Source organism: Prosthecobacter sp., assembly GCF_044227185.1.
GTDB lineage: Bacteria > Verrucomicrobiota > Verrucomicrobiia > Verrucomicrobiales > Verrucomicrobiaceae > Prosthecobacter.
The window spans coordinates 143,693-166,516 of record NZ_JBGAFO010000013.1; the positions used below are offsets into that span (position 1 = coordinate 143,693).

Consider the following 22,824-nt stretch of genomic DNA (forward strand, 5'->3'; position numbering starts at 1 on the left):
TCAGTATTCAGCTATTTGCGTCATGTCATCCTCACCGTCCTTTGACCCCAGAAAGCTGATGGAACTCGCTGTTGAAGTGATGAGGCAGTCTGTAAACGAGCCTCGGACTGATGGGGCTGTTTCGCCAAAGGTAGGAGCGGTGCTGTGGAAGCCTGACGGCACCATTGATGCCGCAGCCCGTGGTGAACTGCGCTATGGAGATCACGCTGAGTTTACCGTGCTGGAGCGCAAAAATAGAAGCAGCCGTCTCGATGGTTCCATCCTGTTTGCCACACTGGAGCCTTGTGCACCCGGTGCACGCAGCCATCCGAAGCTCTCCTGCGCGGAGCGGATTGTGAATGCGCGGATCAAGGAGGTTTATGTTGGCATTCAAGATCCCCACCCCAAAGTGGCAGGCCACGGTTTCAAATTCCTGGAGCAGCATGGAGTCACGGTGCACATGTTTGACCGTGACCTGCAGGAGATCATTCAGGGCGAAAACGCCGCTTTCCTGGACTTGGCAGAGCGTGCTGCCGAGCAACACCCTGCCCGTGAAGACATTTTCCTTTCAGAGCACGAGAAACCCGCGGCCAATGTGATGCTCACGGGGCTCTCTGCGGAAGCGTTGCTCCGTTATCAAAAGTTTATAGGCCTCGGAGAGCACGAGTCAGATGTCTTCCACCAGCGGCTATGCCGGCAGGGATTGCTGGAGTCCACCTCTCAGGGAGGTTTTCATCCGACTGGCTTTGGCGTGCTGCTCTTTGGCAGCCACCCCCGAGACTCCATTCCTGAGGCAGGCTTGCTTGCCACGATCCACTATGACAATGGCCAGGAGGAGCTGCGAGACTTTGACGGTCCCATGGTTCTCATTCCCGGGCAGTTGTTTCAATGGCTGCAGGACAAGCTGCCAAACCCCATTGACCGCAGCCAGCCACGGCGTGAGGTGGCAAACAAAGTGCTCTTTGAACTCATCCGCGAAGGCGTGGTAAACGCGCTCGTTCATCGGGACTACGGGATCAAAGGGGCCAAATGCCAGCTCCTCGTCACGCCGGATGCGGTTGTCATTAAAAGTCCCGGCGCCCCCGTCGAGCCCATCACCCTGGCGCAGCTCCAATCTTTCACGGCGCCGATGATCAGCCGAAATCCACGCCTGCATGCTGTCTTCTCTAAAATGGAGCTGGCCGAGGAGCGGGGACTGGGGCTGAAGTCCATGCAGACGCGGGCCGTCCAGGCCGGCCTGCCTCTTCCCGCCTTCACCTGGGAAGCCCCTTACCTGGTGCTTACGCTGTATCGTTCTGGCGGCAGCGCGGTGAGAAGCCTCCCGGGGGCGGTCCTGGCGGAGCTTTCGGATGAAGAGCTCAAAGGCTGGGAGTTTCTGGCATCCCGCGTCAGCACCACTCAGGCCGAATATTCCCATGCGCTGGGAGCCGTGGCTCGTACTGCCCAGCGTCATCTGAAGCATTTTGTACAGCTCGGTCTGCTCCAGCGCATCGGCGCAGGACCGGCCACCAAATACGTGGTCCGTCGCGACGGCATGTCGTGACAAGGTTTCTATTGCGACAATAATCGCGACATGATGTCGCGATTATTGTGTCTGATGGGCGTGAAACTGGATATTGCGACAATAATCGCGACATCGTGTCGCGTCTCCGACTGTTTCACCTCTGTTTATTCATTATTACGACAGAGTGAGGGAGTGGATTGTCAACCCATGCGGCCATTCTGGGGAAGGACTTTATGACCTAAGAGAGCGCCCTTGGGTTGCCTCCTTTTGTACGTCGGCGTGTGATCGTACTCCAAAGAAGAATCCTCGGTAAAGCTGCCTGACGAAGATTTGGGATGACTCCCATTTTTAGCATTTGCACCCTATCGATGCTTCCACTGGATGAGACTCTCCCCCCAACCTTCGGCCCCCCGAGGAGCATAAATGCGGAGACCCTCCTTTCTCCGGCCCGAGCATCCAGTGATAAAGACTCTTTTGAACGCGTGTTCAAAATCTAAAGACATCTCTGTATCGATGGCCGTGACGGAGCAGTGGTGAGATTCTAACCGGCGTCTTCTTCAGAAGCCCGAAAGATTATTTCAGGCACCGCACCTCAAACAATGTGCCGTTGAGCCGGAGCATCTCAAATCGATAGGGCTTGCCGTGTGGCCATGGAATCGACAAGCCCTGGCCTGCGATCCAGCCATAGATCTCCGGGTGCATGAACTCCGCGCACTTGTTCCAGAAACCTCCGCGCAGGCCGACCTCCAGAGGCATGGAGAGGCCTTCGAGCTTAAGCCGGACGTGCCGGGCGCCTGGCGCCACCCACCTGTCTCTGAGAGGAAGGCCCAGCTTCAGGCCAAATCCCTGACGAGTGGTCACGGTGGACTTGGTTGTCCTAAAGGCGGAGACGAGTGCAGTGTTATTGGGATCACTCATCACCTCATTCCTCCTCCTGTGCCGCCACGGTCCAGATGCGTTTCAGAGGCAGCTCGGCCTTCAGGTCGGCATCCAGCTTTTCATAGTGGGAAAAGAGGGCGTCGAGCAGCTCCTTGCGCGTCCAGAGACGCACCTTGAAAAAGCTCTGCGCCAGCTCCTTCTGAACGTTTTGTTTAAAGCCGCTCCAGGAGACAAAGAGCCCCTGCGGAGCGCTGAACTTGCTCATCGCTCCGAGAAGCTTGTCCACAGTGGGCCGGTCGATGGGGCCTGCCTCAGACTTCACCTCCACGCAGAGCTGCGGTGTGCCGAAACCCAGCGCGCCCATGCCCGCCAGGATGTCTGCGCCGCCGTCCGCCCCCTCCGGGCTGCGGTACGTGGTGTAGCCTTGCGCCTGCAGCAGTCCCTCCACCAGGCGTGTGAGATGGTGCCCGGCAAACTTTGCCTCAATGAGCGTGGCGATGCGGTCCAGCCCTTCCTGCTCCAGGTCGATGTTTTCGGCGTCCAGTTCCTGCTCATCTATCTCTGCCGCTGCTGCTGAGGCTTTTGTTTTTACTTTCAGCCCCTTCTTGCCGGGGTCTTCGCTCCAGCCGCCGGCCTTCATGGCTTTCAGGCGTGCTTCGGCGTTGTTGCGCTGGATGCGGCAGATCGTGAGGAATGCGCCAAAAGAGTGAAGCAGATCCTGGCCAAAACGCTGGCGGGGGATCGCCTCGCCGATCCACTTCACCGTACGCCAGTGGTAAAAGGGGTTCGGCCCCTGGGGCTCATAGTGGTAGCTTCCGGTGATCTCGCCCACGTAGATGCTTTGCTGCGTTTTGCTGGGCAGCACCACGAGATCTCCCTTCTGCATCGCATGGGCAAAGGGCCAGAGCTGACCGGCCCAGTTGCGCAGCTTGTTGAGCTTGGCGTCCTTGTAGGTCTCGCCAAGGGTGTTCGTGAGGTCCTCCCGGCTTTCGAGCTTGGAGAGATCCACATTCAGCTGATCCCAAGTGACGTAAATGCGTCCTTCCTGGAAGAACTTGGGTTCGTATTCACCGTGGGAGCCTGCGCGGATGAGCCAGAGGGACATGGGCGTTATTCAGCTGCGGAGGGTTGGAGTTCAAGAACGGACGCCATATCAGTGACAAAAGCCTGCGTCACCTCATGCAGGGACTGGATGATGTTCATCATTTCGCTGTGAAACTGCTGATCACCAAAGTGGATCAGAGCAAAGACTTCATCATTCCAGTCTTTGCGTCTGGTCCAGTGTGCCCATGCCGGCCAGCGCCCGCTGGAAAGCGGTTCAACAGCAAACTGTTTTCTAAAGCAGTCTGTCAGCACCTGCCAGGGGCGCGAGGGAACGGAGACCGGTTTCGATGTGTCAAGCAGCTCAAATCCATAATAACACTGCCGGTAATCTCCTGAATCAAACGCTATGACAGCTTTGAGGTTATGCGCTTTCAGTTCCGACGTGGAGAAGACAAAGCCCTCCCGCTCGTCGCTTTTCTCGGGAGTGGAGATCATCTCAAATCCAGCAGGGAGATGTTGGCGAAGACGCGTGGACAGGGCGCAAATGATCCGTCGTTTGACTGCTTTGTCAGCATCCCGAAGCGCACAGAAGGCGGCAAAGTCCTCCTCGCTCTCGAGGACACACTTCACTATTTCGTCATTCATATGGCTGCTGGTGTTCTGATGGGTTAGATGCTGGATGAGGTGGATGTACTGGGTCAGGCTCTCACGTACAATGGGAACCGTGGCGGCCTCTTTGCGGCACTCCTCCAGCCATTTCAAAATTAAGCTGTCATACCCCACGCACCGCACGGCATCTTTCAAGCTGGCGTCCATTTGAGCGGGGCTGTCGCCTTCCAGGGTCAGGTAGATCAGATGGTCTTCAGCGGTCAAATCGTGGCGATACCGCCGCACCCAGTTTTCTTGCTCCGCTGCAAGGATTTTGTTTTCGATCGCAATTTTTCTTTGGTCTTTGTCCACCATCAAAATGTCCAGCCTGCCGCCCGATATCTCTGTGCGGGGGCCGAGCCACCACTCGGCATGAACCCGGGCCGACTCGGCATCAAACCCGCCTCCCAGTCCGAGTGTCGAGATAAAGCTCTTGAGAAAGGCTGCTCCCTGGCCGTGAGTGCCCTTGGGAGAGAGGAGATCGCATAGCAAAGCGGAATGGGTGGAAACCTCAAGGTGGCCCACGCCTAGAATTTGAAACAGATTGAACCGCTCGCCCGTGGCCTGCTGCTGTGCTTTTTCATGCTTTTTGGCCTCGCGCGCATGACGAATGAGCCCGCGCACACGGTCTAGAGCGGGGATGTCATTTGAGGTGGAACAAAACGCAGGCATCTGGGAAGCACTTATGGAAAACAAGCATTTGAGCCACGGATGCTACCGATGGCAAGGAAATGCATGTGAAATGGCAGATTTGCGTGGTTTGAAGTCATTTTCGTCATATGGCTCCTGCCCCACCATACTCCTTCTTCCCTCACCCATGCCCGTGCCAACCTACCAGGAAATGATGCTGCCGCTCCTCCGTGTCCTCGCGGAGGCGAATGCCGAGATCCGGCGCAAGGAGGCCACGCAGCGTGTGGCGGATGCCATGGGCATCTCCCCGGAGGACCGCGCTTCCCGCATGCCCTCCGGAACTCAAACTCACCTCTTCAATCGAATGGGCTGGGCGGCGTGGAGCCTGCAGCAGGCGGGACTGCTGGAGAAGCCCAGGCGCGGCGGCCTGCTCATCACTGCTGAAGGCAAAAAGCTGCTGGAGACGAAGCCCGTCACCATCGACAACAAGATGCTCGCTGCCAATTACCCGGGGTTTGAGAAGAAGCTCGCGCAGGCGCAGGCAGCGGCGGGCGGTGGAGAGAGCGACGAAGACTCAGCCATGGCAGCGGCAGACACGGGGCTCAGCACCAGCACCAGCACCCTCACCCCCACCGACCAGATCGAGCAGGCGGAGGTGAAGCTGAACGGGCAGCTGGCTGCGGAGCTGCTGGAGATCATGGGGCGCATGGACCCGTACAAGTTTGAGCAGCTGGTGGTGGACCTGCTGTTTGCGATGGGCTATGGCGGCTCGCGCGCGGAGGCGGCGCGGGTGACGCAGCGGTCGAATGACGAGGGGATCGACGGGATCATCAGCCAGGACCGGCTGGGGCTGGATGTGATCTATGTGCAGGCGAAGCGCTGGCAGAGCAGCATCGGGCGGGAGCCGATCCAGAGCTTTGTGGGGGCGCTGGCGGGGAAGCATGCGAACAAGGGGGTGTTCATCACGACGAGTGATTTTCACAAGAATGCGGTCGAATACGCACGCGGGGTGCAGCACAAGATCATTCTGATCAATGGGCAGCGGCTGGCGCAGCTCATGATTGAGCATGGGATCGGGGTGTCCACGGTGCGGACGATTGCGATCAAGCGGGTGGATTCGGATTATTTTGAGGATGCGTGAGGGGGGGGGGAGTTTGCGGTGGTTGGCGATTGTTTGCGGTGGTTTGCAGTGGTTGGCGGAGAGCTGGGGGGGCGCGCGAGGGGCGAGATCGTGGTGAGGTGCTGTGGGGGCTTTTTGGAGCTGAGATTCGGCCTAGGGGTAAATAAGGGAATGTTTAGTGGGCTGCGGGGAGAGCCTAGGTTTATTGATGGGGTTGTGTCCGACCTCTGCTGAGTTTTAATTTTCACTCTCACTCTCCCTTATTTATGAAACCTTCCTTTGAGCCGCTGGTCTTGAAATCGCATCCGGGTGTGGGGGATGTGCATCCGCTGCAGCCGCTGTACCGGGCGGTGGAGGTGCGGCTGATGGAGAGCGCGGACATCGAGGGGAAGGTGGTGTATGCGGGGCCTGGGGCCGGGCCGGGGCTGAAGAGCTGGGAGGTGGTGGAGGCGTTTGTGGTGCGGCCGGCGGCGTAGGGCGGAGGGGGGGAGGGGAAGTTTGCAGTTGTTGGCGATTGTTTGCGGTGGTTTGCAGTGGCTTGTGGTGGTTTGTGGTGGTTTGTGGTGGTGGGACGTTGTTTGGGGGGGGGCGTGGGTGGTGGGGGGCGGTTTTGTTTGCTGAAGTTGGAGGGGGCGGCTGTTTCTGGGCGAGAGATACCCCGAGCCGTTGAAAACGGGTCTTTTACTTCAACCATGCGTTTACCACAGGGGCACGATGAACACAGAGATTCCAGATCAGACCCATTTTAAACTGCTTGTGGTATGACTCATACCACGATCTGTTGAAAACGGGTCTAAAATGGTGTGCCACAGGTCTTCGGGTGGGTGAGGTGAAGCCGCATCGCTGTGCAGAGCGGGTGGGGCGGCGTGTGGCGAAGCGTGGAAGCTGCGGCGGCGGGGCGGTGGGGACGCCCGTTCTTCGCACTAGGTGCTACGAAGGGCAGGCTGCTGGAGGGCGCGGTGTGGGAAGAGGGCGCTGGGTTGGCTTTCCGGAGGGGGCGCTTGCTTTCCAGGGATGGCGCTCGCTACGCGAGCTGATCCCTGGCTACCGGCTGTGATCCCTACGGGATCCTATTGAGACTTGTGCAATAGACTGATGCGAATGAAGTGCCTGCGCAGTGTCGAGCCGGAGCGTGGTGTGTATGGCGGAGATACAGGTTCTTCGTTGCGGAATGGCCGGGGGACGCTTCTGGAGGACGGGATGAACGAAGAAGATGATGGGTTCGCTTTCCGGAGGGGCTGGCAGGACCCAGGGGAGCACTCGCCAAGGCTCGGCACCCCTGGGCTGAATGACGGAAGGCCTTTGGCCTTCAAGACAATGAAGTCAGTCTATCATGCAACCATCAATAGAGACCCGTTTTCAATAGATCATGGTATCACTGACTCACTGGCTCACTGTCGCACTGGCTCACTGACTCACTGTCGCACTGTCGCACTGTCGCACTGGCTCACTGTCGCACTGTCGCACTGTCGCACTGTCGCACTGTCGCACTGTCGCACTGGCTCACTGTCGCACTGGCTCACTGTCGCACTGGCTCACTGGCTCACTGACTCACTGACTCACTGGCTTGCCTGCTTGCTCACTGGCCGGCGGTTCTCTTTTTGGCGGTGGTGCTGGCGGCTTCGGCTTTTTTTTGGAGGGCGGCGCGGGCGGCGGCTTTTTCGGCTTCGGCTTTTTTGGCGGCGGCTTCGGCCTGGAGGGCGATGACGTAGAGGGGGACCTGATGGGTGGCGGTGGCGCCGTTTTTGAAGTTGAGCTGGATGGCGAGGGTGAACTGAAGGGAGCGGGCTGGCGCCGCGGGGGCCTGGTAGGTGAGGCGGCCTTCGGGGGTGAGGGTGGCGCCGGGGGTGGTGTCTCGCAGCTCGTAGCTGGCGACGGCGTCGGGGTTGTTGACGGTGAACTGGTGCTCCAGGGTGCGGCCTTCGGCGAGGACGGGGAAGGGCTGGGAGGTGATGCAGGCGGTGGTGGGATTGACGAGGCGGGCGAGGCGGGGGAAGTCGAGATCGACGGCCTGGAGCAGGGTGCCGCCGCGGCTGAGGAGGATGAGGAGGTTTTTGTCTCCCACGGGGGTGACGAAGGGGCGCTGATTGCTGATGGTGTCGGGGGTGCGCTCGTCGCGCACTTTGAAGAGGTCGAGCCCGGTGAGGTGGAGCATGGGGCGGCCGTCTGCGGCGGAGTGGAGGCGGATCTCCTGGCCGGTCTCTGGCAGGGAGTGGGCGGGGCCGGTCTTGAGGACGGTGGCGTAGGCGCCGCAGGGGCTGACGGCGGAGATGTTCCACCCTTCGTCGATTTTGAAGGCGGCGTAGTCGTCGAAATAAACGCGGCCCATGCTGAAGATGCGGCCGCCCATGGGGGAGGCGCTGGTGGTGCCGCTGCTGACGCCCTGCCCGGCGCTGAGGGAGAAGAGCTGGTGTGATGACATGCCATGATGTGCTATGTCCTGGGGGTCGTGGGTGAAGCTAAAGTCCACGGTGAGGGCGGGGGAGACGAGGATGAAGCCGCGGGGGAAGCTGAGCAGGCGGCCGTCCTGGGAGGAGGGGACGCGGACGACTTCGGTCTCCCTCATGTGGAAGCTGCCGATGATGGAGGCCCAGCGGCCGGTGCGCTCGGGGCAGGGGTAGGGGGCCCAGCGGCCGGTGGCGAGGGTCTGCTTGTCGAGGATGGTGACGGTGACTTTGTCGATGAGGAGGTTTGAGCGGGGGGCGCTGGGGACTTCCTCCACCTGGAGGAGGGTGAGGGGGCCGGCGGGGGTGGTGCCGGTGCCGAGGCCGAAGAGGCGGGCCTTTCCGGGGAGCTGGAAGCGGTGGGTGACGGCGAAGCCGGGGAGGGAGTGGCGGGTGAGGCTGCGGGACTCGCCGCTGTAGATGAAGATGGCGTCTCCGGCCATGAAGACGGAGTCTTTTTCGGCGAGCTGGCGGCTGCCGGCGACCTGCCAGTCTTTGGGGGAGAGGAGCTGGAGGGTGTGGTCTTGCAGGCGGAGGGCGAGGTAGTCGTGCAGACCGGGGAGCACTCTCCAAATGGGGCTGCGGCTGGTGTGGAGGTGGTAGTGCAGGGGGATGAAGGGGAGGTGGGGCGGGTGATTGCGGCCGAGCTCTGCCACGGCCTTTTCGGCGGCGGCACCGCTGAGGCTGGGGGGCACGGCGACGAGGGGCTTCTGCCCGCCGAGGCGGAGGCGCAGCGTGAGCGCGCAAGCGGGCGGAGACGGGGCGGCGGTGGCGGTAGTGGCGGCGGTGGCGGTGGCGGGATTTGTGCTGGTGGGCGTGGTGGCGGTGGCTGTGCTGGCGGTGGCTGTGCTGGCGGTGGCTGTGCCGGCGGTGGTTGCCTCGGTGAGTGTGCTGGCGGGTGTGGCTGGGCTCGCGGGGGTGTTTGGGCTCGCGTTGGGGTTTGCGCTGGGGTGGGTGAGGTGGAGGCCGAAGGTGAGGCGCTCGGGGAGCATGTCTGGCGGGGCCTGCCAGGTGAGGGTGCCGGCGGGGCTGAGGGCCATGCCTTCGGGGGCGTCTGTGAGGGTGATGTGCGCCTGCAGGGCGGTGGCGGTGGTGGCGGGGCCCGCTGGGCTGGTGCCGAGGAGGCGGGGGGTGAAGGTGAAGCGGGCGCCGCGGGGGAGGTGGCAGTCGGGGTAGTTCAGAAGCACGGGAGTGGCGGGCCGGGGGAGGGCGGCGCGGTCCAGCGTGTGGAGGGTGATCTGCTGATCGGCGTGCCAGAGGGCGAGGGTGAGGCTTTCGGGGTCGAGCCAGAGGCGGTCCTCCAGGGACTGCCACTCGGGCGGGGTGATCTGGAGGGCCTCGGGGATGTCCACGGTGGCCCAGGGGGTGTCTGAGAAGCTGGAGTAAAAGATGCAGCGGGGGGCGCCTTTGCTGGCGAGGACGCCGCCGTCCTTGACGTCGCCATTGATGAGGAAGAAGACGGGGCTGCTGGCGAAGGGGCCGCAGGGGGCGCCGCCGGGGAGGCCGCGGGTCCAGGGGGCGGAGGCGGAGACGGAGGGGAGGCGGCCCACCACCTGCAGCGCGTTGTAGGGGCCGCCGCTGAAGCCGGAGAGCTCATCCACGTAGCGGTAGGCGATGAGGCGGGAGTCGTAGCGCCTGCCGTAGGTGCGGCCCCAGACGGCGCCGCCGTCTCCGGCGGCACGGTAGAAGAAGGTGGGCGGGAGGAAGAGGGACTCGATCAGCTCCAGATGGGGGGCGGGGCGGAAGGTGAGCTCCAGGGGCTCGCAGGCCAGGGGGCCGCGGGAGGTGAGCACGGCGACGGGGCCGCGGGAGGTGAGGCAGCCTGCTGCCACGCCGTGGTAGGACATACCATCCGGGAGGCGGGCGGTTTTTTCCAGGGCGAGGGTGGCGGCGTGGTAGCGGCGGAGTTCCTGCGCGGCGGGGTCCAGCACGTAGAGGGCTTCCTTGTCCCCGGCCAGGTGGCAGAAGTCGAGATCTTTCTCCGGCTGCGGGAGGGGCAGCCAGCGGCCGTCTGCGAGGGAGAGGCGCTTCCAGTAGGGGGCGCCCTCCAGGCGGAGGAGGAGCTCCCGCCCCTCACGCATGGGCACGCCGTGGAGGATGCGGCTCTCGGTGGAGAGGGTCTTGGTGGTGGAGGGGACGAGAGGGGCGGGTGAGGGTGAGGGCGAGGGTGAGGGGGAAGAGGATGCGGTGGCGGGGAGCGAATCCGAATCCGAGGACGAGTTCGAGTTCGAGTTCGAGGACGAGGACGAGGACGAGTTCGAGGAGGAAGAAGACGGCGTGGGCGTGGTGGCGAGGGGAAGGGGAGTGGTGGGGATTTGGAGGGGGAGGCCTAGGATGGTGGGGCGGGTGCCGTTTTCGCCGGATTTGGTCACGACCATGAAGGAGGCGGCGTGAAAGTCTGGCTTGTAGTCAGGAGCGATGTCGCTGGTGAGCTGCACCTGCACGAGCTGATAGGCGGTGCGCGCATTTTCCGGGAGGGAGAGCTCAAAAAACAGGCTGCCGTCTGGGGTGATCTTGGTGTAGGTGGCGCGGTCGTTGGGGTGGATGGGCGGCTGGCTCTGGCGGGCGTCTGCCGCGGTGGGGAAGACGGGGGTGGGGAGGTTTTGCACGGCCACGTGGGTGAAGCGCAGCTCCCGCATCGGGTCGTTGAGCAGGCCCTTGATGGTGATGTGGTAGCGCCCGCGGCTGTGGGAGCTCTCCTTCAGCAGGAGGCCGGGCTCCACGCTCTGGGGGATGTACCAGAGGCGCTGCTCCTCCACGGTGGGCGGCAGGGAGAGGGGCTGAAAGGACCAGTCTGCCTCCGCGGAGGTGCGGCGGCTGGCAAAGCCGAGGAGGGCGCCGGAGGCATCCAGCACGGCCGCGATGCGTACGCGGGAGTCGGCGGTGGCAGGTGCGGGTGCGGTGGAGGGGGAAGAGGAGGGAGCTGATGCGGTGGCGGCTGCGGCGGGTGCAGGATGTGGGGCGGGGGCTGCGGCGATGCGGAGGCTGGCGCCCTGCAGGCGCGCGGGGAGCAGGCCCAGGGAGAGCACGCCGGGAATGATGCTGCGCTGCGCGTTGGTGGTGAAGTGGCGGTCGCGCTCATCCCGCTGCGGCCGCGCGGCCTGGGAGGGGGGCGGGGCGGTGTGGGCCACGGTGAGCAGGTGCAGGCCCGCGGGCGCGGCGGTGGCGGTGGCGGTGGCGGTGGCGGTGGCGGTGGGCGCGGCGGTGGGGACGCCGGTGTCCAGCCGGGCGGGGAAGTCTTCGGTGAACTGGAGGAGGGCGGCGTGGGTGCGTGGGTCGAAGTGGGCCACCGCGGCGCGGGACTGCACGAGGTAGGGCGTGCCGTCCGGGTCCAGCCTGCGGCGCAGGATGTGGAGGGCGCAGCTGGGGTCCCGCAGCGCGGCCTCGTCATAGGCGGGCAGCAGCACGGCCACGAGGCGGCGCCGGCTCTCCGGCGGCAGGGGCGCCTGCGCAAAGCTCTCCGGCCGCAGCAGCACGCCGGTGTGGTCCCGCACCAGGGTGGAGGCCACGGCGATGCGCACGCACACGGCGGCGCTTTCCAGATCCTGGGTGAGCTCCAGCGCGGGGAGCGGCTCCGCGCTGGCCGGGTCCGGGGCCGGTGTGGCGGGCTGTGCGGGTGGCGCGGGTGGTGCCGGCTCCGGAGCAGGTGAAGGCGCTGCGGCCTGGGCTGTGGCGGCCTGGGGCGGAGGGGCTTCGCGCCGGCCGCAGGCGCTGAGGCCGGCCAGGGCGGGCACGAGGCAGAAGAGCAGAGGACGGGCGGATTGAAGCAGACGGGCGGAGCTCATGAGAAATCGATGGGGGATCCCGCGGCCGTTTCCGCACCCCTCCAGACCCATGGGAGGAGGCGCGGCGCAGTGGGTGTCTATCAGCGGCATGCGCGGCATCCTTCAGCACTCCGGCGTGGCTGCCAACGGGATTTTTCGCCGGGGCGCGTGTTTTGGCGGCGGGCTTCATCCGGGGCGGGGAGGGGAGGGCTGGGGCGCGGGCCGCGGCGGTGTGTTGGGATGGTGGAAAGGAGCATGAAATACCACAGGAAACCAGGAGCTGGCCCGGCGGGCGGGGCGGGTGCGGCCGGACGGGCTGCGGCGGGCATTTAGGGCAAAGACCTGTTAAAAATCAGCTTGCAATCTAGGCTGGGGCTCGGCTAGAAATGAGGAATTGGGAAAAAGCGGCCGCCTGAATCGTGCTTCTGGCAGGCAAGCTGCTTTCTCCGCATGCCCTGACCGAGCCTGTTCTTTTATCCCGTTTCATGACCCACGTGAGCCTGCTTCCACTGGTGCAGAAGACACACTCAGCCCGCCCCGCTGAGGGTGCTGGAAGGGAGACTCCGGAGATCTCCCGGCGCTGGCATCGGGGACGGGCGGCGGCGGCCGGCATGGTGGCGGTGGCGGCGGCGGCGGCGGCGGTGGCGCGGGCATCGATATCGGCATCCGAAGGGTTGTGCACGGGCTGCCAAGAGTGCGCCGGGATTGTCCCCGCAGGGCGAGAGGAAGACGGCCGCCGGGGATGGCAGGCGCGAATCGCTGACAGCAGGCGGCGGAGCGCCCTTTTCCCGATGGGGGAGGGCGGGCCGCGGCCTGCCCCCGCATCCGGGTGGCGGGCAGATCCCCGCTTGTGCCGCCTCCAATCCGCGGGATTGTACCTCCCCCATCCCTTTTTTCAGCCTGCACGTAAGCCATGCCTCCGCACCGCATCGAACTTTTGAAGAACTGAATTTTTCCACCGCGCCTGCCGTCCCTTCCATCACCTGGAAGGGCGCCGGGCGCAGAGACAGCACCGCCCGCCATGAACACTCCAGAGACACACCCCGGCCAGCTCCTGGGGAAGCTGCGCCAGTTCGCGCAGCGCCTGGGGCTGGGGCCGCGGGAGGAGGGCGGGCCGGCCAGCCCGCCCTGCGCGGAGAAGCTGCGCGCCCTGATCGTGGCGCGGCTGCGGCAGATCGCGCACACGCGGCGGATTCTGCCGGAGCGGGAGCTGGCCGCGAGACTGCGGCAACTGGAGTCCCTGGTGGAGGAGCTGAAGAACACGGACCTGCAGCGCGCGAATCTTCGTGCCCAGTACCTGGTGCTGTGCTGCTGCGTCTGCACGCGCATGTTTATTGATGCGCTGGACACGCGCTTTCTTTTGCGCGGGGCGGATGGCATCGGCGTGTGGCAGGAGCCCTTTTGCAAGCTGGTGGCGCGCGTGCTCGCCATGGCGGAGGAGGTGGTGAGGCACCTCAAGACCACCAGCCGGGACCTTGTCACACCCACGGAGCAGTACCGCACCTCCATGAGCTTCCGGCAAAACCTGGCGGTGAAGCTTGTCGGCGGTCTCCCTGCCGTGGTGGACCTGCTGGAGGCTGACCTGCGGGAGGTAAAGACGCGGGACTACCTCAAGTTTGTGAAGCCCGCGGCGCACATCACCGACGAGGCCGAGCTCAAGATCGACGGGGAGGACAGCGACGCCATCGTCGAGCTCTTTTTCCTGTGGAAAACGGTGAGGGTGCTGCGGCACAAGCTGCTGTTTGCCGCGGTGGAGATCAGCCACGAGGCGGGGCCGTGGCTGGAGAGCATCCAGGACCACCTCAAGATCACCGAAGGCTCCACGGACCTGGCGGTGGAGCTGATCAAAGAGTGCCACGAAAGCGAGGCGCTGGGGCCGTGGCCGAAGTGGACCAAGGAAGTGCTGGACCATGTGCAGATGGACGTGGGGCTGGCCCTGCGCCGCATCTCCAGCCGTGCGGAGGCCCGCGGCCCGCTCTCCCCGCTGCGCACAGACGAAAAGGAAGTGTCCCGGCAGATCAAGCTCATCGCGCAGACCTGCCTTCAGGACTATGCCAACCTGCAGGCCATCGAAGGCAAGATAGCCGGCGCGGTGAGCGCCCACCTCAGGGGCATGGAGATGCTCTGGGAGGACTGCGCGGTGAAGCATGAGGACATGCCCGCGCTGATCTCCAGGATCACCGGCGCGGAGGGCGGAGATGCCGGCGCGGTGGAACTCATCGAGCTTCCGGACTGGATCGACGCCGTGCTGCTGCATGGCTGGTCGCTTGGGCAGGACTGCCCGGAAAACGTGGCGCTGGTGATCTTCCGTCATTACGCCGAACGGGAGCCGAAGGAGGCCTGCGCCTACATCGACCGCTTTCTGGCGCTGCACACCGCGCCAAACGTGCTGGCAGAGCATGTGGCGCTGATGTTCTGCGGCGCCATTTTCCGGCTGGCCCGGACGCGGCGCGCCGAGCTGCCGCACTGGTACCAGTGGCATCAGTCCGCGCTGAGAGTGGCGCACCGGGAGCTGGCCGGGCACTACGCCACGGCGGGGCGCGTGGCGCTGAGCGCCGCGCTCATGTCCCTGAGCTTTCAGGTGGCTGACGACATCCCCTGCATGGAGGAGCAGCTCCACACCGCCCTGTGGCACGTTTATGCGGGGCTGCGCGAATCCACCCCTGCCGGCGAGCAGGACAAGGTGCGCTTCTTCGCCCGCCATCTGTCCAGGAACCTGGAAGGCTGGCCGTGGGCGGAGGGCTCCGCCCTGCACGCGCTGGTGGTGTTTGTGACGGAGAACCCGGAGATGGAGCCGCCCGAAGGGCGCGAGGATGACGCCGCCGCCGCGGCCGCCTGCATGGCCGCGGTCCGGTGAAGGAGCGGGGCGTGGAGTGGGGGTGGGATGGAGTGCAGTGTGATGTGGCGGCGCTGTGGCGCGAGTGCCCAGCGCAGGCAGGGCTGGTTGTCCTCGCGGACCAGAATTTCGAACCACTAATTCGGACTCTAATAAAACACTCATGGCAGAAGCCGGAACCGACCCAGAATGCCTCAATCGGCGCTGTCTTTGAGGGGAAGTTATTCAGAAGCACCGGAACTCAAGGCGGCTGGATTGTGGGACGGGGAGTAACGTCGAAAGCCCGTACGAAAAAGGGAGCGCTGTTTTTTGGCAAAGGAATGAAGGGGCAAAGGAATGGCCGGAGATTTGCACCGCAGAGACTGGAACGCCGCAGAGATTATTTTCTGAGTCTCCTTCTGAAGACCTCTGCGGCGTTCCAAGCTCTGCGGTGTAGTTATTCGGGAGCACCTGAACTCAAGGCGGCTTGACTGTGGGACGGGGAGTAACCACAGAACCGGAGATTTGCACCGCAGAGCACCTGAACTCAAGGGGGCTGGATTGTGGAAAGAAGATTAACGGTCAGGTCTCTCGCTCCCAGAGCATTTGCTCACAGCGTGTGGCATGAGGGATGTGGCTCGGTATTCCGATACCGAGTCGGTGCCGTCGCGGTATCGGAATACCGCGCTACATCCCCGCTTGTTTCCGCAGTGAGTTACTCGGGAGCACCGGAACTCAAGGCGGTTTGATTGTGGGACGGGGAGTAACGACGGAGGCCGGTGGCGGAAGGGAGCGCTGTTTTTTGGCAAAGGAATTTTTTGGCAAAGGAATGGCCGGAGATTTGAGGCGTAGTTAGTCAGAAGGCTGGAACGCCGCAGAGATTATTTTCTGAGTCTCCTTCTGAAGACCTCTGCGGCATTCCAAACTCTGCGGTGTAGTTATTCAGAAGCACCTGAACTCAAGGCGGCTTGACTGCGGGACGGGGAGTAACCACAGAACCGGAGATTTGCACCGCAGAGGCTGGAACGCCGCAGAGATTATTTTCTGAGTCTCCTTCTGAAGATCTCTGCGGCGTTCCAAACTCTGCGGTGTAGTTATTCGGAAGGGCAGGCTGAGTTTGAGCAGGAGGACGAGGACGAGGGGCGGGAGGCCGGGAAAAGGGAGGAGGAGTAGGAGTAGGAGGAAGAGGAGAGGAAGAGGAAGGGCCGTTTGGGAGGGGGCGTGGGGGGACGAAATCGAAGGGGGGTGAAAGAGCGGGGCGGGCTGGGGTGTTGTGTCTCTTTCTGTGCGGTGCCGGGGATGGATTCGGGTTTCTTTCTTCGAAAGAAGCCTAGGCTAAAAATGGCGTTTGAATGGGTGAAAAGGCTGGCTGGGGGTTGACAAGGTCTCGCGGATTCACTTAAAAATAAGTCATTAAATCCATGACGGTCTATCGAAACGGCATTCCCGAATTCCCCGATCTGCAGTTTGCGGATGTTCTCTTTCTGGCGGGAAACCCGGCGCGCAAGGAACCGCCGGACACGGAGCATGTGGCGCTGGTGGCCTATTCGGCCAGGCCGACCACGGCGAACGAATGGCTGTTTGTCAGATTTTACGGCCTGCCGGAGTCGGTCACGGGCCTCCTGAAGGACGGACTGCAGCTTCAGGAGACGCGATATTGGGAGCGGGCCGTGCAGGATGAGGATCCGCCGCTGGTGGGCCGCCGCGTCAGCGTCTGGAACCTGATCATGCGCAGCGGCCTGGCGCGCAATGACGCGGAAGCCCTCATGTGCGACGCCGCCGTGGCCGTGGGCGACATGAAGTACAAGTACGCCAGGCATTTTCATGTGGTGGAGGAGGACGGCGTGCGCAAAACCAACTGCCTGGGCTTTGTGGTGGATTTTCTGAGCCGCCCCATGAGGGTGGGAAGCCGGTCCACGGAGCCCATCACGCCGGTGCCGCTGCTGGTGCCTGAATTTGACGAGGAGTACACTCTGAAGGTGAAAGAGGAGAGGAGGCGCCGCCACCCCTCCATCGGCCATCTGGCCCAGTGCCTGCACCGGGGGAATTTCTCCGAGCCCTACGGCAAAGGGATGAATGCGGCGGAGGCGGAGGCCACCGCGCTGGCCAAGGCCTTCCTGGATGGGCTGGAGCCGCGATCCGCACCGGCCGCGCCCTCCGCACCGGACGCGGGGGGCTCGTAGAAACGGGAGCGTGGCAGGGTGTGGTAGAAAGTGGTGCGGGATGGTGCCTGTGAAACGACGATGGCGGGAGGGGGATGGTGGTTTGAACGCGTGTTCAATTAAGGTGGGGCGCCGGGCGTTGTTTCGAGAACAGCGTCAATGGTGCCAGGCGGTGTGTGCAGGCGTGGTGCCAGGAGGGCGGGTGAGAGCGCTTTTTGGAGCGCGGGCCTCCGAGCCAGCAGCGCTCCGCTGCACCCAGCCGCGCCGCTTCTTCCTTCGGTTTCTCGCCGGCACGCCACCGGGGCTGCGCAATGGCCAGGAGGCTGGTGCTTGCCACGTGCTGGGAGCCATGGCTCGGCCTGCAGGTGTCTGCGACCTGCTGCGGGCTCGGAGGCCCGCGCTCCACGGAGCTCAGGGGCTTCATTGCGTCCGCTGTTTGAACGCGTGTTCAATTAGAGAGGCGCTGATGCCGGGCTGGGCGGCCTTGAAAAACGGGTGCCTCTTTTCGAGAACAGCGTCAATGGAACCAGGCGGTGTGCAGACGTGGTGCCAGGAGGGCGGGTGAAGGCGCTTTTTTGGAGCGCGGGCCTCCGAGCCCGCAGCGCTCCGCTGCACTCAGCCGCGCCGCTTCTGCCTTCGGTTTCTTACCGGCACGCCACCGGGGCTGCGCAATGGCCGGGAGGCTGGTGCTTGCCACGTACTGGGAGCCGTGTCTCGGCCCGCAGGTGTCTGCGACCTGCTGCGGGCTCGGAGGCCCGCGCTCCACGGAGCTCAGGGACTTCATTCCATCTGCCGTTTGAACGCGTGTTCAATTAGCTGCCCGAGGGGTGGCTTTTCAACACGTGATGAACTCGGCGGGCGCGTTTGCAGCGCTACGAGGTGCTGTTCGGCCCGAGGATGGCCTGGGATGGAAGCGGCCTTTCCCGCGCTCCTTCAGAGCGCAGCCTTTGGAGTGGGCGTGTTGTGGAGCGGTCCCAGGGCTTGCCGCTGCGCGGCTGCTCCCTGGGCTGACTCCTGCGGCCCTTCAGGCCGTGTGGCTCGCGGAGGCCTTCAAGGTGATGGCGGGCGCGTGGAAGATTGGAGGCGGCGACTGCTGACTGAAAACTGAGAACTGAGAACTGAAAATTGAGAACTGAAAACTGAAAACTGAAACCGAGGACGACAGAGAGCGGGCGGCGGCGCGAAAAAACAATCCCTCACGTCATCCCACGCCCACGCTAACCTCACCTCACCTCACCTCACCTCACCTCACCTCACCTCACCGCGGCGGCTTTTTTGGCTTCGGCGGCGAGGGCCTGGACGGCGATGATGTAGAGGGGGAAGCGGTGGAGGGCGACTTCGTTGTTTTTGAGGTGGAGGATGATGGCGATCTCCACCTGCTCGGACTGCTTGAGGGAGGAGGGGGCGTGGTAGGTGAGGTGGCCGTCCGGACTGAGGCTGGCGCCGGGGACGGCATCGCGGAGCTGGTAGCGGCTGACGGCGGCGGGATTGCTGACGGTGACCTGGTAGTCGAGCGTGCGGCCTTCGGCGATGAGGGGGAAGGGATGCGAGGTGACGTAGGCGGTCTGGGGCTCTAGGGCGCTGCAGGCGGCGGCGAGGTCGAGCTCGATGGCCTGGAGCTGCATGCCGCCGCGGCTGAGGAGGGTGAGGAGGTTTTTCTCCCCCAGGGGGGTGACGAGGGGGCGCTTGTAGTGTTCTTCGCCGTCATTGACCTTCAGGAGGTCCAGGCCGGCGAGGGTGAGGAGGGGGCGGCCGTCATTGGCGGAGCAGATGCGGATCTGCCGGAGGCCTTTGAAGTCGCTCTTGAGCCAGGCGACGTAGTTGCCGCAATGGCTGAGGGTGGCGGTTCTGTCTTCGGCCATGGGGATGCCGGGGAGATCGCCGCCGAGGTGCATTTTTCCGGGGGTGAAGAGGCGGTCTGCCGCGGGGGTGGCGGCGGGCAGGCGGTGGTCCTGCCGGTGGTAGTCGAAGATGGCGCTGCGAAAGAAGTAGTCCACAGTGAGTGCGGGGGAGACCATGAGGAGGCCTTCGGGGTAGCAGGTGAGGCGGCCGTCCTGGGAGGCGGGGAGGCGCAGGGGGGCCTCCTTTGGGAAATAGCGGCCGAGGCGCGGCGGGGTCTGAACGCCGCCTTTTTTGGTGATGATTTCTTTGCGCGGGGTGTAGGGGGCCCAGCGGGCGGGGTCCAGCGTCTCTTTGTCGAGGATGAGGATGGAGTTTTGCCGCAGGGTGCCGGCGGGCAGGACGCCGCGGGGCGGGGTCTTCACCTCCTGCTCCACCACCAGGGTGACGGGGCCGACGGTGGCGTCTCCGGCGGCGAGGGCGCGGAGGCGGGCGCCGGCGGGCAGGGGGTAGGTGTGGGTGACGGTGAAGTCTGGGAGGCTGTGGCGGGTGATGGCGCGGGTGACTTCGCTGTAGATGAGGACGACGTCTCCGGCCATGAAGGCGGTGGCGTCTGTGCCCAGGCTGCGGCTGCCGGCCTTCTGCAGGTCTTTGACGGAGAGGAGGGTGAGGGTTTGATCCACGTGCAGCAGGGCGATGTAGTCATTGAGCCCGGGCTGCACGGCGAGGATGGGGTGGTCGCTGGTGTAAATGCGGGAGGTGAGGGGGAAGAGGGGCACGGTGGCGCTGCGGCTGCCGGCTTCTGCCACGGCGGCCTCGGCATTTTCCATGCTGAGGCCGGGGGGGACGGCCACGACGGGCGGCGCGGTCTGGCCATCGAGCTCGAGTTCCACGGGGAGCTGGCAGGCGACCTGGCCGGGGGCGGTGCCGGAGAGGCGGAGGCTGAAGCTGACCTTTCGCATGGGGGTGTCTGCAGGGGGCTGCCAGGAGAGGGTGCCATCTGTGCCGAGGGTGAGCCCGGCGGGGGCGTCTGCCAGGGCCACCTGGCCGCCGCCGAGGACGTGGGGCCGGAAGTGAAAGGTGCTGCCGCGGGCCACATGGCAGTCGGGGTAGTTTAGCAGCACGGGGACGGCGGGCGGGGGGAGGGCGGCGGCATCCAGGGTGTGGAGGGTGAGGGTTTTTTCCGCATGCCAGAGGGCGAAGGTGAGGCTGGCGGGGTCCAGCCAGAGGCGCTCATCAAAGGACTCCCAGTCTCCGAGGGGTACGTCTCCGGCCTCCGGCACGTCCACCACGGCCCAGGGTGCATCTGCATAGAGAGAGTAAAAGCTGACTTGGGGCGGGGAGACGGGGCGGTCGTTTTTGTGAATGGAGCGGCTGACGGTGTAGTAGCCGGGGCTGGTGATGAGGGGGGTGCAGGCGCCGGCGGCAGTGGTGCGCTCCACCCAGGGGGAGGAGCGGGAGACGGTGGGGCGTTTGCCGAGCTTTGCGTAGTCGCTGAAGCCGCCGATCTCCCGGCTGAAGCCTCTGAGGCGGCCCTCATAGAGGAAGCAGGAGCTGAAGGCTTGGTTCTTTCCCAGGGGGCGGCCCCAGACGGCGCCGCCGTCTCCGGAGCAGCGGTAGATGTTTTTTCCGCTGAGGGGGATGGAGTGCTCCTTCTTGAGGTTCTGGGGGGAGCCGGCGGTGAGATCCTGGGGATCGCACGCGAGGGCGCCGAGATCTCCGAGGACGGCGAGGGGGGCGTCATCCGAGAGGCATGCGGCGGCCAGGGTGTGGTAGGACATACCAGAGGGGAGGGTGGCGGTTTTTTCCAGGGCGAGGGTGCCGGGGTGGTAGCGGCGGAGCTCCCCCCCGCCGGGGAAGAGCACGAAGAGGGCATCCTTGCTGCCGGCGAGCACGCAGTGGGCCAGCTCCTCCACATCCACGGGGAGGGGCAGCCACCTGCCCTCGGCCAGGGAGAGGCGCTTCCAGTAGGGGGCGCCCTCCAGGCGGAGGAGGACCTCCCGCCCTTCGCAGATGGGCAGGCCGTAGAGGATGCGGCTCTCGGTGGTGAGCTCCACGGGGCCGCGCTGCGCGGGCGGGGCCGGGGCGTCCGCAGGCGGGGCGTCTGCGGGCGGAGTGCCGGCGGGTGGGGGTGTGGCTGGTGTGGAAGTGGAGGGTGTGCCGGGGGTGGAGGGTGCCGCAGGGGCGGCGGCGGCGAGGGGCGGGGCGCCGGCGGCGAGGGGCGGGGTGCCGGGCGCGCCTACCAGGCTCTGGTAGAGGCCGGCTCCGCGGCGCTTTGACATGACCATGAAGGGCGGCAGGCGGAAGGCCACCTCCCCGCTGGCGCGCAGCAGCTCGATCTGCACCACCTGACTGGAAGACTCCGCGCCCTGGGGGATGCGCAGGTGGAGGTGGAAGGTGCCGTCATTCTCCAGGCGGCAGTTTTCGAAGGCGCCCTCATGCTGGATGGGGGGCTGGTTTTCCTGCGGATTTGCGGCGGGGGTGAAGTCCTGCGGGGAGGGGAGATCGCGCAGGGCCAGGCGGGCGGAGGCGTATTCCTTCAGGGGGTCATGCAGCAGGCCTTTGACACGAACGGGGTAGGCGCCGAGCTGCCTGGCGTAGCCTTCCGTGCCTTCGAGCTCCACGCTTTCGAGCACGTAGCGGAGGTCCATCTCCGCCACCTGCGGGAGGGTGAATTTTTCAAACACCCAGGCGCCGGGCGTGGCGGCGGGCCGGGCAAAGCCGGCGAGGCTGCCGGCATCGGTGAGCACCGCGGCGACATTGAGGCGATTGGATGCGCCGGGCACGGGGCCGGGCGGCTGCACCTGGCCGGGCGCGAGCGTCAGAGTAAGCGTGGGAGCGGGGGTTTGGCCGGCCGGGGCTGGCAGCGCCCGCAGCAGGGAGACATCCACCGCGCCGGTGACGCCGGTGCCATTGGCGCCGCGGGGCAGCGTGGCGGTTTGCTTGAGCTGCTCCTGATTGAAGATGGCCTGCAGGAGGGAGAGTGAGGCGGGGAGGGGCTGGGCGCTGGTGGTTGGGGTTGGGGTTGGGGTTGGGCTTGCCGTGCTGGTGGGGTCGGTGGCGGTGGCGGTGGCGGTGGCGGTGGTGCTATGCACGGCCAGGGTGCCTTCTTCCAGGCGGTAGGGGAAGTCTTCGGTGAACTGGAGGAGCGCGATGTGGGAGGGGGCGTCAAAATGCACGAGCTGCGCGGGGCGCATCATCACAAAGGTGTGCTGGCGCTCATCCAGCCTGCGGCGCAGGACTCTGAGCGTGCAGCGGGGATCGCGCAGCGTGGGCTCATCATGGGCGGTGAGCAGCACGGCCACGTAGCGGCGCGGGGTGTCCTGCGGGATGGGGGGCGAAAAAGCGTCCGGGCGGAGGATGAGGCCGGTCTGCTCGCGCATCACGGTGCCGGCCAAAGCCACCCTGACGACCACCGCCGCGCTCTCCAGCTCCGGCGTGAGCGTGAGCGCCGGCTGCGGCTGCTGCTGCGGCGGGGTAGGAGCAGAGGCCGGCGGCGTGGGGGGAGAGGGGGCGGGCGCGGGTGCCGGTGCCGGTGCTGGTGCCGGGGCTGGCGCTGCTGGAGAGGCAGAGGCAGCGGCCTCTGGGGCGGGGCTCTGCGCGGGCGCGGGGGCGGGGGCGGCAGCAGCGGCGGCGGCGGGCGGTGCGGCCTCCTCCTTGGCGGACTTCCCACAGCTCACCAGCCAAAACACCGCACCCAGACAAAACCAACGAGGCACATTCATAAAAAAGAAGAGGTAGAAGTCGTGATAGCGCAGAAAGGCCGCCCTGCAAATGACTAAGCTTTTCTAAGATAACGCCCTCGCCAATACCAGCGCAAAAACAGGGCGAGAATGACAAACAAAGAAGGGGCGCGTGGACGGGTGGGGGGGCGGGGCGGGCGTGTGGACGGGGCGGGCGTGCGGCCGAGGGGGAGCTAACTAAATGCCAGGCATTATATGGCACGTGGCAGATTAACTACCTATGGATGAGTTCTTTGTGGCAGACTTTGGCCGC

The 22,824-nt window shown here is 64.7% G+C and carries 10 protein-coding genes; 5 read left to right on the top strand and 5 right to left on the bottom strand.

Annotated features, from left to right (window positions below; all coding sequences use genetic code 11):
• Window positions 1-22 precede the first annotated feature (22 nt).
• Window positions 23-1,522 (top strand): ATP-binding protein, encoded by a 1,500-nt coding sequence (locus ACILSQ_RS26165; protein ID WP_395746640.1) that lies wholly within the window; start codon window positions 23-25, stop codon window positions 1,520-1,522.
• 534 nt (window positions 1,523-2,056) lie between these two features.
• On the opposite strand, the gene ACILSQ_RS26170 is transcribed toward ACILSQ_RS26165, so the two are convergent.
• From ACILSQ_RS26170 to ACILSQ_RS26180, 3 genes are all read right to left on the bottom strand, one after another.
• Window positions 2,057-2,239: a hypothetical protein gene (locus ACILSQ_RS26170; RefSeq protein ID WP_395746641.1), complete on the bottom strand. Its 183-nt coding sequence runs from the start codon at window positions 2,237-2,239 to the stop codon at window positions 2,057-2,059.
• A 166-nt stretch (window positions 2,240-2,405) separates the two neighbouring features.
• Window positions 2,406-3,467 carry a restriction endonuclease gene (locus ACILSQ_RS26175; protein WP_395746642.1) on the bottom strand — a complete coding sequence of 354 codons (1,062 nt, stop codon included), beginning with the start codon at window positions 3,465-3,467 and terminating at the stop codon, window positions 2,406-2,408.
• Between the two features lie 5 nt (window positions 3,468-3,472).
• Window positions 3,473-4,726 (bottom strand): PD-(D/E)XK nuclease family protein, encoded by a 1,254-nt coding sequence (locus ACILSQ_RS26180; RefSeq protein WP_395746643.1) that lies wholly within the window; start codon window positions 4,724-4,726, stop codon window positions 3,473-3,475.
• 145 nt (window positions 4,727-4,871) lie between these two features.
• On the opposite strand from ACILSQ_RS26180, the gene ACILSQ_RS26185 reads away from it, so the two are divergent.
• The gene (locus ACILSQ_RS26185) at window positions 4,872-5,825 is read left to right on the top strand and encodes a restriction endonuclease (protein WP_395746644.1); all 954 of its coding nucleotides are present in this window, start codon (window positions 4,872-4,874) and stop codon (window positions 5,823-5,825) included.
• Window positions 5,826-6,070: 245 nt separating this feature from the next.
• Window positions 6,071-6,280 (top strand): hypothetical protein, encoded by a 210-nt coding sequence (locus ACILSQ_RS26190; protein WP_395746645.1) that lies wholly within the window; start codon window positions 6,071-6,073, stop codon window positions 6,278-6,280.
• Between the two features lie 1,103 nt (window positions 6,281-7,383).
• On the opposite strand, the gene ACILSQ_RS26195 is transcribed toward ACILSQ_RS26190, so the two are convergent.
• The gene (locus ACILSQ_RS26195) at window positions 7,384-12,033 is read right to left on the bottom strand and encodes a hypothetical protein (protein ID WP_395746646.1); all 4,650 of its coding nucleotides are present in this window, start codon (window positions 12,031-12,033) and stop codon (window positions 7,384-7,386) included.
• A 1,000-nt stretch (window positions 12,034-13,033) separates the two neighbouring features.
• On the opposite strand from ACILSQ_RS26195, the gene ACILSQ_RS26200 reads away from it, so the two are divergent.
• Both ACILSQ_RS26200 and ACILSQ_RS26205 read left to right on the top strand, forming a co-directional pair.
• Window positions 13,034-14,869, top strand: coding sequence for a hypothetical protein (locus tag ACILSQ_RS26200; RefSeq protein ID WP_395746647.1), 1,836 nt, complete (start codon window positions 13,034-13,036; stop codon window positions 14,867-14,869).
• 1,379 nt (window positions 14,870-16,248) lie between these two features.
• The gene (locus ACILSQ_RS26205) at window positions 16,249-17,010 is read left to right on the top strand and encodes a hypothetical protein (RefSeq protein ID WP_395746648.1); all 762 of its coding nucleotides are present in this window, start codon (window positions 16,249-16,251) and stop codon (window positions 17,008-17,010) included.
• A gap of 1,232 nt (window positions 17,011-18,242) precedes the next feature.
• Here ACILSQ_RS26205 and ACILSQ_RS26210 read toward each other — a convergent pair.
• Window positions 18,243-22,553 (bottom strand): hypothetical protein, encoded by a 4,311-nt coding sequence (locus tag ACILSQ_RS26210; protein WP_395746649.1) that lies wholly within the window; start codon window positions 22,551-22,553, stop codon window positions 18,243-18,245.
• Between the last annotated feature and the right edge of the window lie 271 nt (window positions 22,554-22,824).

Excerpts from the sequence above, each read along its gene's own strand:
- ACILSQ_RS26180 (WP_395746643.1), bottom strand. The coding sequence starts at position 4,726 with ATGCCTGCGTTTTGTTCCACCTCAAATGACATCCCCGCTCTAGACCGT.
- ACILSQ_RS26205 (WP_395746648.1), top strand. The coding sequence starts at position 16,249 with ATGACGGTCTATCGAAACGGCATTCCCGAATTCCCCGATCTGCAGTTT.
- ACILSQ_RS26170 (WP_395746641.1), bottom strand. The coding sequence starts at position 2,239 with ATGCCTCTGGAGGTCGGCCTGCGCGGAGGTTTCTGGAACAAGTGCGCG.
- ACILSQ_RS26165 (WP_395746640.1), top strand. The coding sequence starts at position 23 with ATGTCATCCTCACCGTCCTTTGACCCCAGAAAGCTGATGGAACTCGCT.
- ACILSQ_RS26185 (WP_395746644.1), top strand. The coding sequence starts at position 4,872 with ATGCCCGTGCCAACCTACCAGGAAATGATGCTGCCGCTCCTCCGTGTC.
- ACILSQ_RS26190 (WP_395746645.1), top strand. The coding sequence starts at position 6,071 with ATGAAACCTTCCTTTGAGCCGCTGGTCTTGAAATCGCATCCGGGTGTG.
- ACILSQ_RS26195 (WP_395746646.1), bottom strand. The coding sequence starts at position 12,033 with ATGAGCTCCGCCCGTCTGCTTCAATCCGCCCGTCCTCTGCTCTTCTGC.
- ACILSQ_RS26200 (WP_395746647.1), top strand. The coding sequence starts at position 13,034 with ATGAACACTCCAGAGACACACCCCGGCCAGCTCCTGGGGAAGCTGCGC.
- ACILSQ_RS26175 (WP_395746642.1), bottom strand. The coding sequence starts at position 3,467 with ATGTCCCTCTGGCTCATCCGCGCAGGCTCCCACGGTGAATACGAACCC.
- ACILSQ_RS26210 (WP_395746649.1), bottom strand. The coding sequence starts at position 22,553 with ATGAATGTGCCTCGTTGGTTTTGTCTGGGTGCGGTGTTTTGGCTGGTG.